Raw genomic sequence first — 10813 nt, 5'->3', positions numbered from 1 at the left:
CTGGTTGTATTGGACCTAGCCTTGGACAGCTTGTCCCGCAAGGGCTGTGGGGGGATCAGGACCATAGCAGCTGCGTGAAGGGTGCAAAAACTTTTGGTTTTCAGCAAAAAACCGGCTGCTAAGGACTGGGGCATGGGCTAAACCTGATTGCGAAATGAAGGCTCTGCCCAGGTTGGCGCAGGGCAAACGGGCAGGGCAGTTTATGCAAGATCATCTCTCGTTGCGTGGGGTTCGGATACCGAATGATCCGGATGTCATCACGCCTCAGGTTGCACGATCCATCCGCGCAGAACGGTACGAAAAGGACGAAGTGACCGGCCTGCCGAAATTCATCGATCCCGAGGACCGCGTGGTCGAGCTTGGGGCCGGAATCGGGTTCATCTCGTCCTATCTGGCAACCCAGTTGAATGTTCGTCGCGTGATGTGCATCGAGGCCAACCCAACCCTTTGTGACTTTATCGGCCGCGTCCATGCCGCGAACGGAATTGAAGGGGTCGAAGTTCTGAATGCGGTCGCGCTGGCGGACTCGCACGAATTGGGGATGTCTACGTTTTACATTCGTGATCCGTTCTGGTCGTCCTCGTTGGACCCGAAACCCGACTATGTACAAGAGGTCAGCGTGCCCGAACGGCACTTGTCAGAAATTCTTGGCAGCTTCGACGCCAATGTTCTGATTGTCGATATCGAAGGCGGCGAGAAATACCTGTTCGACGGAGCCAATCTGGCGAATGTGGACAAGGTCTATCTAGAGGTGCACACCCGCAAGATCGGGTTGCGCGGGATAAAAGCGTGTTTCGACCACCTGTCCGCCCTCGGGTTCGCCTATGATCAGCGCGTCAGCAGTGGCGGGTCGGTCCTGTTTCGACGCGTCGGCCGCAGGTAAAAGGGGAAGGCTCCGACAGAAGCCTTCCCTCGATGGTTATTTGATACGCTGACCGTTCGCCAGAATCTGGCCCTCTTCGTTGAATTCAATCTTGGAGTTCAGCGTGTCAGGTTCTTCGCCCGGAACCGCCATCAGACCCATCATCATGCGGGCACCCAAAGCGTCGCTGTCCGACATCAGGCCCATGCCGATCAGCGTGTCGATCAACCCGTTCGCGCCGACAAGCTGCAGGTTTGCAGTACCTTTTGGCGTGGGCAGGCCGTCGAAAGCCTCGGTGTTTGCGTTGTCAAAGGTGAAATCGGCATCGCCGGTCAGCTTGGTTCCCACCAGCGAGATCAGCAATTCGTTGATCTTCATCGAATGCAGCTCGCCCGGTGCGGTATCGGACAGGGCCAGCGCCTCAACTGCGTTGGGGTCAAAGAAATTGGTCAGGATTTTCGCAGTACCGGTTGTGTCCAGCGCAATCGTGGCCGGGTCACGGGGCAGAGCGCCTGCGGGATCAAAGATGCCCCACAATACGTCCGACATGGTGAAGTTCGTCAGGTTCATCGCAAAACCAAACGGTTGAATTTCCTCAGATTCCTGGACCGGGAACTCGAATTTCAAACCCGCATTTTCCATCGCGACTTCGATCGGGAACGGCAAACCTGCAGTTGTTACGGCCACTTTGGTGCTGTTTTGTTCGATGTCGTATGCAAGACGCTGCGCGTCCAGGCTGGCGGCCAGGCGTCCGCCTTGGGACTCGCTTCCCAGTGAAAACGCTTGACCTTCGCTGGTTCCCGCCAAAGCGGATTTACCTGAATCGTAGGTGAAGCGGCCGGAAAAGGCGAAGCCGGCATCATAGAAAGCCTGCGGATCAGCGACGTCGAAATCTGATGGAATGACCGTGGTGCCTTCAAACGCGAGTTGTTGAAGCGCACCGTCCACATTGGCCGTCTCGCCGCTTTCGGGATCGTTGAAAACCAGCCCATATGTCAGGTCGGCGGCTGTAAAGTTCTGGTCAACATCGCGGTTCTCACCGATTTTCATCCGCGAGCTTCCGCTTACGTCGTTCAATGCAATGCTGACGGCCAGCGCGTCCGCGGGCATTTCTTCGCCATTTACGGTAAACCCATCCAACTTGGCCCCAATCGAGCCAGCCGAATAGTCATATGTCATATCCTCGGGCGAGCCCGAGACAACCATCTTGAGGCCGGTATGGGTGTATAGGATTTCGGTGGAGAATGACTCGCCACTGCCATCACCCTTCACGGTCATTGGAAAGTTTTCGGGGACGTCTACACTGACGGTGCCGTCTCCGTTTTCGGTCAGGGTCATCTGAGGGACGACCATGTCAAAGGATCCATCCTCTTCTGGCAGAGCCATCGTCATGGTCATATCGGTGACTGTCAGCACATTGCCGTCTGCGGTTTCCTGAGCTTCCACAGTATAGCCCATTTGGGTCAGGTAGGATTTCCAATCATCCCAGACATCCTGCGCGGTGACATCAGCCAGCGCCCCCTGAGAGATAACGGCATAGGCCAATACAGCACCGCAGCTGCGGTGAAGGAAAACGGACATTACAGAACCCTTCTTGATCAATTTTACAGGCATCGTCGTGCCTGTGGCTCCGGGCGTCAAGGGGCAAGCACTGGACCCTTTCCCCCTTTGCACGGTAGACGTTCACACAATCTCAAAACAACGGAGGTACAGGGTCCACATGCAAGGAAAAACCGTACTGATCACAGGGGCCAGTCGCGGCATTGGGGCCGAGGCGGGGCGCGTTTTTGCCGCAGCCGGGGCGAATGTCGCGCTGGTGGCGCGCAGCCGGGACCAGATTTCTGCACTGGCTTCGGAACTTGGGGACAACGCGATCGCGCGGCAATGCGATGTCAGCGTGTTTTCGCAGGTTGAGCAAGCCATTGCCGATTGCGTGGATCGCTTTGGTGGGCTGGACGTGCTGATCGGCAATGCAGGGGTGATTGATCCGATCTTTCACCTCGGAAATGCGGATGCAGATGCGTGGGGCAAGGCCATAGACATAAACCTTAAAGGCGTTTTCCATGGTATGCGTGCGGCTTTGCCGGTCATGCGAGCCGCTGGGGGCGGTACGGTGATCACTGTCTCATCCGGTGCAGCTTCGAACGCCATTGAAGCGTGGAGTCACTACTGCGCCTCGAAAGCGGGGGCAAAGATGCTGACGGAATGCTTGCATCTTGAGGAATCAATGCATGGCATCCGCGCTATGGGCCTGTCGCCGGGTACTGTGGCCACTGAAATGCAGCGGGTGATTAAGGCCAGCGGCATCAATGCGGTCAGCCAACTGGATTGGAGCGATCATATCCCCGCCGACTGGCCCGCACGGGCGTTGCTTTGGATGTGTTCACAGGATGCGGATGAGTTTCTGGGCACCGAGATTTCCCTGCGGCGGGAAGACATTCGAAAAAGGATAGGCCTGACGTGATCGAACTGACACAGGTGGATGGTCTTTGGACCGTTACACTTAACAATCCCGACAAAGCCAACGCGCTGACCGGGGCCATGCTAACCGAGCTCTGCCAGATTGCCGAGGCGGCAACCGATGCCCGCGCTCTGATCCTGACCGGCAAGGGCAAGGTTTTCAGCGCGGGCGCTGATCTGGACGAAGCGCGGGCCGGTCTTGCAACTTCGGATCTGTGGGAGAGGCTTTCGGGGGCCATCGCTGCTTTGCCCTGTCTGACCGTTGCTGCACTGAACGGAACACTTGCCGGTGGGGCCAATGGCATGGTGCTGGCCTGCGACATCCGAATTGCGGTGCCGAATGCCAAGTTTTTCTATCCGGTCATGAAGCTGGGTTTTCTGCCGCAACCGTCCGATCCCGGTCGCATGGCGGCTCTGATCGGACCATCGCGTACGAAGATGATCTTGATGGCCGGGCAAAAGATCACCGCCAAGGACGCCTATGATTTCGGTCTTGTCGACCGCGTGGTCGAGCCGGACGCATTGATACCAACAGCTTTGGAACTGGTTGCGGACAGCGTGGCCGCCGACCCGGAAACGGCCGCGGGTATCGCGGCGCTGTGCCCATGAGGCTGTCTGCTGTAAGGTTGCGTGTTGCCGATCCTGACCGGTTGGCGGCGTTCTACGGTGATACGCTGGGCATGTCCGCGCGTTCTCAGGGCGTTAGTCAGCGTGTGGGGTATACTGGTTTGGATGCTGACCTGGTCCTGATGCCCGGCGGCGGCGGGTACAGTCACGACCGCGGGCAACGGTATTGGAAGATCGGTGTCACAGTACCGGATGTCGATCTGGCGGTTAACGCTCTGCGCGCAAAGGGGTTTGAGGTTTCGGACCCCAAGCAGTTTCTGGACATTGGTTACCTGTGCCACCTGCAAGACCCCGAAGGGTTTGTGATCGAAGTGTTGCAGCATGATTTCGAAGGCAACCGGCCAGACAATGCCGCAAGCCCCGACGCGCCCTTTGCTGATGCGCGGATCGGGCAGATTACGTTGCGTACTGGCGATATCGCGGCCGAAGATGCGTTTTGCCGCGCGCAGGGCATGCGCTTACTGTCGATGCAGGATGTGGCACAGTACGGGTTCGATCTGCATTTCTATGCGTTTTCAGATGATACTCCGCCAAACGCGGATTTATGGTCCGTGGAAAACCGCGAATGGCTTTGGAAACGCCCCTATACGACGTTGGAGTTTCAGCACCTCGCTGGTGCCCAGTTTGCCCCTGTACCTGATTACCGGGGGTTGGAGTTTGAAGGGATCGACACGCCCCTTGCGGATGCATTTGGTGATCGGGTCTGGCCGGCTTGATCATCGCCCGCGTCGCTTGCCCGGCACTTTCGAGCGGAATCCGGGCGGGCGTTTGCGGACCCAGCTCAGGAATTTCTCAAGTCGGGGATGCGCGCGCAGAGTTTCGACCGTGTTATAGCTGCGGGCCAGTTCGGCCTCGGACAGGGTGGCATGGACCTCTTTGTGGCAGATGATATGCAGCAAAACCGTAGGTCCGCCCTTGCCCCCTTTGAGTTTTGGGATCAGATGGTGCAGGCTGCCGCCCCCGTCTGGGATGGGGCGGTCACACAGCGGGCAGATGGGATCGCGATCTGACATGGGGCAGAATGTGCGCCCGCAGATGCGAAAGGCAAGAGGACAACAATGGCGCAAGCGGTGGTAATCGGGGCCGGCCCCGCCGGTCTGATGGCAGCGGAACAGCTGGCCGCAGCGGGCCATGATGTGCTGGTTGCCGAGGCCAAGCCCTCGGTCGCGCGCAAGTTCCTGATGGCAGGAAAATCCGGTCTGAACCTGACCAAAGATGAGCCGCTCCAGACGCTGATGCCCAACTATGGCGACGCAGCGGATTGGCTGCGCCCGATTGTGGCGGAATTTGATGCCAACGCCGTGCAGGACTGGGCGCGGGGGCTGGGGCAAGAGCTGTTCACCGGATCGACCGGGCGGGTATTTCCCAGCGCTATGAAAGCCTCGCCATTGTTGCGGGGATGGTTGCGACGGTTGGATGAGGAGGGTGTGCAGATCAGAACCCGCTGGCGCTGGCTGGGCTGGGATGGCAACGCGCTGTCGTTTGATACGCCCGAGGGGGTGCAGGCGCTTGCGTCTGAAGCAACCGTGCTGGCGCTGGGCGGGGCCAGTTGGGCGCGGTTGGGGTCGGATGGGCACTGGGCGCAGGTACTGGCAGAGAAAGGTGTGGCGCTGGCCCCGTTTGAACCGGCGAACTCTGCTCTGTCGGTGGCGTGGAGCCCCCATATGCAACCTCATTTTGGCAAGGCGCTGAAAGCGGTGCGCTGGCTGGCCGGAGAGCTGGAAAGCCGTGGGGAAGCCACGATTTCCGCCACCGGGTTGGAGGGCGGGGGCCTTTATTCCCTGACCCCGGCCTTGCGTTCGGGCGCGGACTTACATGTTGATCTGTTGCCTGATCTGGACGCGGCGACCTTGCAGGCGCGGCTGGCCGCAAAAAGCGCGAAAACCACGTTCACGCAATGGATGAAAAAGGCGCTGAAACTGCCGCCGCAGAAAATCGCTCTGTTTCACGAGATGTCCAAGCAAGCTGCCGAGCCGCAAGGACACGAGGTGGCGGCGCTCAAACGCCTGCCCATCGTGGGCGCACGCCTGCGTCCGATGGACGAGGCGATCTCAACTGCAGGCGGGGTCAAACAAGCTGCCGTCAATGAAGGGCTGATGCTGACCGCGTTGCCGGGTGTGTTCTGCGCCGGAGAGATGTTGGATTGGGAGGCTCCGACCGGGGGCTATCTGCTGACCGCCTGTCTGGCGACCGGGCGGTGGGCCGGGCGTGCAGCAGTGGATTGGCTGGCCCGCGCTTAGCGCGACCGCGCCAGCATAGCCAGTCGGATCATGGCACGTTCAACCAAAGCCATAGCGGGCGCAGTTTGTCCGGCAGAGCGCAAGGACAGGTCTGTATCGGTCAGAACGGTCAGCGCGGTTTGCAGTTTTGGCGCGCCCCAGCCCTGCGCTTGCCGCAATATCCGGTCGCGCCGCTTGCCATAGACCGGCGGACGCAGCTTGCCGATGCCCTGTGCGGCCCCTCCGGGGTCTGAGGCGCAGGCATACAGAGTTCGAAAATGCCGTGTCGCGCCGATGCACAAGCTGACCGCGTTGGTACCCTGCGACTGCAGACGCCGGATCAGAGGGCCGATTTCGCCTGCCCGACCTTCGGCCACCACGTTCAGAACATCGTCCAGCGCTGCCTCGGTTGAGCGTGGCGCGCAGGCCTCGATATCCTCAATGCTTAGCTCGGCGCTGTCGCCACGTTTATACAGCGACAGTTTCTCGATCGTCTGGGCAAAGTCGCCCGGGCTGATACCAGTGGCCAGCTCGGCCAGTGCCGACATTGCTTCGTGCGGGATATTTTGCAACCCGGCCTGAGCTAAGATCCGTTCGATTTCTCCGCGCGAGGGCGGGTCGTCATAAATGCCCACCGCATAGGCCGCGGGATGACCCTCGAACGCCTTGCGGATTTTCGAACTGGGCTTCAACTGACCCGCAGTGACGATGATCTGAGCATCGCCGGGGGCCCAATCCTGTAGCGCGGCAATGATCGCGGGGGCGGCAACATCGGTGGTGTCTTCGACAAAGACAGCGCGCGGGCCGGGGAAAAAGCCCACTGCCTTGACCGCATCCAGCAACAGTGCGGGATCGCCGCGCAGGTCGCCCCCCGGCATTCGGGTTAGGCGCATTTCCTCTTCAGCATTCGCGCCGAGCAATGCGGCCAGAACCTGTTGGCGCTTCAATGCCACTCGCATCGCGTCCGCGCCATAGATCAGCAGCCCGGCCTTGTCGGCGTCGGGCCGCGCAAAATACCCCTCAGCCTCGCGCGGGCTGAGCTTCATTGCGTAAGATCCGGTGTCGCGTAAAGCCGACTGACGATCTGATCTGACAGAATCACCATCAGACGTTCATTCGCGTCCCGTTCATCTGCCAGTTCGGATACCGTCGATCCTGCGGCCGAGAAACCTACGAAATCCGCGACCGAGCCAGAGGTGATCACCTGGCCCGTCGCATTGGATCTGAGTGCGAAATCCGCTCGCCCTTCGATCGTGTAACGATCCGTTTCATTCGTTTGCGTAATCGCCGCCCGTCGACGGACGGTCGACACATTGACGTTCAGCGCGTAGTCCGAGCCCGAACTTGCACTGCGGCCCAGCCTTTGTTCCAGATTTTGAACCAGAAGATAGCTGTTGACCGAGTTAGGGGCAGAAACCTCGACTCTGCCATTCAGAGCCGAACCCGATCCGCCGGGGGCGTAAACAGGCTCGAACCCGCAAGCGGCCAGCGCCAGCGGTAATATCAAAAGGGTTCTGCGATCAAACAACGACATTCACGATCCGGCCCGGTACAACAATCACCTTCTTCGGCGCGTTGCCATCCAGCGCCTTTTGCACAGCTTCGGTGCTGAGCGCGATTTTTTCAACCTCTGCCTTGTCCATATCCTTGGGAACGCTGATTTCCGCACGGCGCTTGCCGTTGATCTGAATGGGCAGGGTGACGGTGTCATCGACCAGCATCGCTTCATCAGCGATGGGCCACGGCGCGGTGGCGACCAGACCTTCGCCGCCCAGCAGCTGCCACAGTTCTTCGGACAGGTGCGGGGTCATCGGCGACATAAGCTGCGCCAGTGTTTTGGCGGCCTGACGTTTGGCATCGGTGCCGGCCTTGGACTTCGCCAACGTGTTGGTGAAGGCATAGAGCTTGGCGATGGATGCGTTGAACCCAAAGGATTCGACCCCGCCCGACACATCATGGATCGCCTTGTGCATCTCACGCAGAAGGGTTTCGTCTTCTCCGTTGGCCGGAACGTCCGACTCGGCGATTTCCGATGCGATGCGATGTACACGGCTGAGATGTTTAAACGCGGCCTCAGCCCCGGATGCGGTCCACTCGACGTCGCGTTCGGGCGGCGAATCGGACAGTACGAACCAGCGCGCGGTATCTGCGCCAAAGGCCGAGATAATGCTGACCGGGTCCACAACGTTTTTCTTGGATTTCGACATCTTGGCCGAGGGGATGATCTCAACCTCGGTGCCGTCGGCCAGTTTGCCGTCGGTCACGTCCTCGGGCAGGTGATAGACCGGGCGGCCATTGGTGTCGCGGGTCTGGTAGATCTCATGCGTGACCATGCCTTGCGTGAACAGCGCGTCGAAGGGCTCGATGGCCTTCTTGGGCAGGTGGCCGGTGATCTGCATCGCGCGGGCGAAGAATCGCGAATAGAGCAGGTGCAGAATCGCGTGCTCGATCCCGCCGATATACTGATCGACATTCATCCAGTATTCGGCCTCCGCCAGATCAGTGGGGGTTTCCGCGCGCGGCGCGGTGAAACGGGCGAAATACCACGACGAATCGACGAACGTGTCCATCGTATCCGTCTCGCGCTGGGCGGGCGCGCCGCAGGACGGGCATTCGCAGTCGCGCCAGGTCGGGTGACGGTCCAGCGGGTTGCCGGGTTTGTCGAATGTCACGTCATCGGGCAGGCGAACCGGCAGGTTCTCTTTCTTTTCGGGCACCACACCACAGGAATCACAATGCACCACGGGAATCGGGCAGCCCCAATAGCGCTGGCGGCTCAGACCCCAGTCGCGCAGACGGTATTTGGTGACGCCTTCGCCCCAGCCCGCCTTTTCGGCGAAATCGACGGTGGTGTTGATGGCCTCATCACCCGTCGCTTCGGTCAGGCCGGCGAAGTGATTCACCCAGCGGACTTTCTCGGTTTTGGGCGGAACGAATGCGATTTTGTCGACCGGAGTATCATCATCCAGCGCAAAGAACGTATCGACCACGGGCAGGCCGTATTTGCGGCAAAAATCCAGATCGCGCTGGTCATGGGCAGGGCAGGCAAAGATCGCGCCGGTGCCGTAATCCATCAGGATGAAATTGGCGATCCAGACCGGCAGTTCCCAATTCGGGTCCAGCGGGTGTTTGACGGTTATGCCTGTGTCATAGCCCAGCTTTTCGGCGGTCTCGATCGCCTCTTCCGTGGTGCCACCCTTGCGGCATTCGGCCACGAATTCAGCAACTTCGGCGTTTTCAGCCTCCAGCTGCTTGGCAATCGGGTGATCCGGCGAGATACCGACGAAAGACGCGCCCATCAGCGTATCGGGGCGCGTTGTATACACCGTGATCGGCTCGGCCCCATCGGTGCGATCAAAGGAAAACTGCAACCCGCGCGACTTGCCGATCCAGTTTTCCTGCATCAGGCGCACCTTGGCGGGCCAGTTTTCCAGCGTGTCCAGCGCGCTCAGCAGTTCCTCGGAATAGTCGGAAATCTTAAAGAACCACTGTGTCAGCTCGCGCCGTTCGACCAGGGCACCCGAGCGCCAGCCGCGCCCGTTTTCCACCTGTTCATTGGCCAGAACGGTCATGTCGACCGGGTCCCAGTTCACCACGGCGTTCTTGCGATAGACCAGCCCGGCCTTGAGCATATCCAGAAACAACGCCTGTTGCTGGCCGTAATATTCCGGGTCACAGGTGGCAAATTCGCGTGACCAGTCGATCGACAGGCCCAGAGGCTTCATCTGCCCGCGCATGTCGGCGATATTGCCATAGGTCCAGTCTTTCGGGTGGCCTCCAATCGCCATCGCCGCGTTTTCCGCAGGCATCCCGAAGGCGTCCCAGCCCATCGGGTGCAGCACGTTGTGGCCGGTCGCCAGTTTGTGCCGCGCGATCACGTCGCCCATCGTGTAGTTGCGCACATGCCCCATGTGGATTCGGCCGGACGGGTAGGGGAACATCTCAAGCACATAGTATTTCGGCTTGTCCGCCTTGTGATTAGCGGCAAAGATTCCGGCCTTGTCCCAGGCCTCTTGCCATTTTGCTTCGATTTCGTTGGCCGAGTAGCGCGACATCGTGCGGTCCTTCGTGAATGAAAACGCCGGGTGAGAGCCCGGCGTGGTATTAGTGTGATTTTCGGCAAGTTGCTAGAACTTGTTGTCCGCGATGCGCAGCTGGCGGGCTCGGGACAGGATGGCGTCTTCTACCGCGCGTGTGGTCGCCGCGCTGACCGGGTTGCCCCCGCTGGTTTGGAGTGCGACGGATAGCGACCGCGCTGCGAGGGCTGGATCGCTGATGTGGACGGTCGCGCGATATTGGCGCCCGCCACCCGGTGGGGTGCCGTAACCCGTTACAATTACACCGGTAAACGGATCGACTTCCTGCACAGGCAGAAAGTTGAGAACATCCAGAGAAGCCGTCCACAGGTATCGGTTCACATTCGCGACCTGCTCGGCATTGCCGGTATTGAAAACATCCCAGATGGTTGAACGATTTGGGTCGTTCAGTTCCCGCTCGTCCGAACGTCCACCATCCACGTTTCCAAGATTGGGGTTGGGGGCAGCGCTCCGATTCTGTCCGCAGGTCGACACGAGTGCGGTCGCTATGATCAAGCCGAAAATCGTCTGCAGGCGCATTGTAGAGGTGTCCTGTTTCACTGGGTCTC

The 10813-nt window shown here is 59.7% G+C and carries 11 protein-coding genes; 5 read left to right on the top strand and 6 right to left on the bottom strand.

Features of this window, described 5'->3' with window-relative positions; translation table 11 throughout:
* Positions 1 to 154: 154 nt before the first annotated feature.
* On the top strand, positions 155 to 883 hold the full coding sequence (locus J7380_RS16360; protein WP_209196803.1) for an FkbM family methyltransferase: 729 nt from the start codon (positions 155 to 157) through the stop codon (positions 881 to 883).
* A gap of 36 nt (positions 884 to 919) precedes the next feature.
* Here J7380_RS16360 and J7380_RS16355 read toward each other — a convergent pair whose 3' ends face one another.
* Complete coding sequence (locus J7380_RS16355; RefSeq protein ID WP_209196802.1) at positions 920 to 2443, bottom strand: DUF2125 domain-containing protein; 1524 nt, start codon at positions 2441 to 2443, stop codon at positions 920 to 922.
* A 139-nt stretch (positions 2444 to 2582) separates the two neighbouring features.
* Between J7380_RS16355 and J7380_RS16350 the strand changes: the two genes are divergently transcribed.
* From J7380_RS16350 to J7380_RS16340, 3 genes are read left to right on the top strand one after another with little or no spacing between them, the layout of a single operon-like run.
* Positions 2583 to 3326 carry an SDR family oxidoreductase gene (locus J7380_RS16350; protein ID WP_209196801.1) on the top strand — a complete coding sequence of 248 codons (744 nt, stop codon included), beginning with the start codon at positions 2583 to 2585 and terminating at the stop codon, positions 3324 to 3326.
* The gene (locus J7380_RS16345) at positions 3323 to 3931 is read left to right on the top strand and encodes an enoyl-CoA hydratase/isomerase family protein (RefSeq protein WP_209196800.1); all 609 of its coding nucleotides are present in this window, start codon (positions 3323 to 3325) and stop codon (positions 3929 to 3931) included. The genes J7380_RS16350 and J7380_RS16345 overlap by 4 nt, the downstream gene beginning before the upstream one ends.
* Positions 3928 to 4665 carry a VOC family protein gene (locus J7380_RS16340; protein WP_209196799.1) on the top strand — a complete coding sequence of 246 codons (738 nt, stop codon included), beginning with the start codon at positions 3928 to 3930 and terminating at the stop codon, positions 4663 to 4665. The genes J7380_RS16345 and J7380_RS16340 overlap by 4 nt, the downstream gene beginning before the upstream one ends.
* On the opposite strand, the gene J7380_RS16335 is transcribed toward J7380_RS16340, so the two are convergent.
* A complete protein-coding gene (locus J7380_RS16335; protein WP_209196798.1) occupies positions 4666 to 4962 on the bottom strand; it encodes an HNH endonuclease in 297 nt (98 codons plus the stop codon).
* 45 nt (positions 4963 to 5007) lie between these two features.
* Between J7380_RS16335 and J7380_RS16330 the strand changes: the two genes are divergently transcribed.
* A complete protein-coding gene (locus tag J7380_RS16330) occupies positions 5008 to 6189 on the top strand; it encodes a TIGR03862 family flavoprotein (protein WP_209196797.1) in 1182 nt (393 codons plus the stop codon).
* Here the strand turns inward: J7380_RS16330 and holA are convergent.
* From holA to J7380_RS16310, 4 genes are all read right to left on the bottom strand, one after another.
* Complete coding sequence (gene holA / locus J7380_RS16325; RefSeq protein ID WP_209196796.1) at positions 6186 to 7214, bottom strand: DNA polymerase III subunit delta; 1029 nt, start codon at positions 7212 to 7214, stop codon at positions 6186 to 6188. The two genes, J7380_RS16330 and holA, sit on opposite strands and share 4 nt — an antisense overlap.
* Complete coding sequence (gene lptE, locus J7380_RS16320) at positions 7211 to 7702, bottom strand: LPS assembly lipoprotein LptE (protein ID WP_209196795.1); 492 nt, start codon at positions 7700 to 7702, stop codon at positions 7211 to 7213. The genes holA and lptE overlap by 4 nt, the downstream gene beginning before the upstream one ends.
* Positions 7689 to 10223 carry a leucine--tRNA ligase gene (leuS, locus tag J7380_RS16315; protein ID WP_209196794.1) on the bottom strand — a complete coding sequence of 845 codons (2535 nt, stop codon included), beginning with the start codon at positions 10221 to 10223 and terminating at the stop codon, positions 7689 to 7691. Before leuS ends, lptE begins: the two co-directional genes overlap by 14 nt.
* Before the next feature lie 72 nt (positions 10224 to 10295).
* Positions 10296 to 10784: a DUF3576 domain-containing protein gene (locus tag J7380_RS16310; RefSeq protein ID WP_170355391.1), complete on the bottom strand. Its 489-nt coding sequence runs from the start codon at positions 10782 to 10784 to the stop codon at positions 10296 to 10298.
* Positions 10785 to 10813: the final 29 nt, after the last annotated feature.

Source organism: Ruegeria sp. R8_1 (genome assembly GCF_017743815.1).
In the GTDB taxonomy this organism is placed as follows: Bacteria; Pseudomonadota; Alphaproteobacteria; order Rhodobacterales; family Rhodobacteraceae; genus Ruegeria; species Ruegeria lacuscaerulensis_A.
The sequence above is the reverse complement of the archived record's forward strand: the minus strand, read 5'-3'. Positions and strand labels throughout refer to the sequence as shown.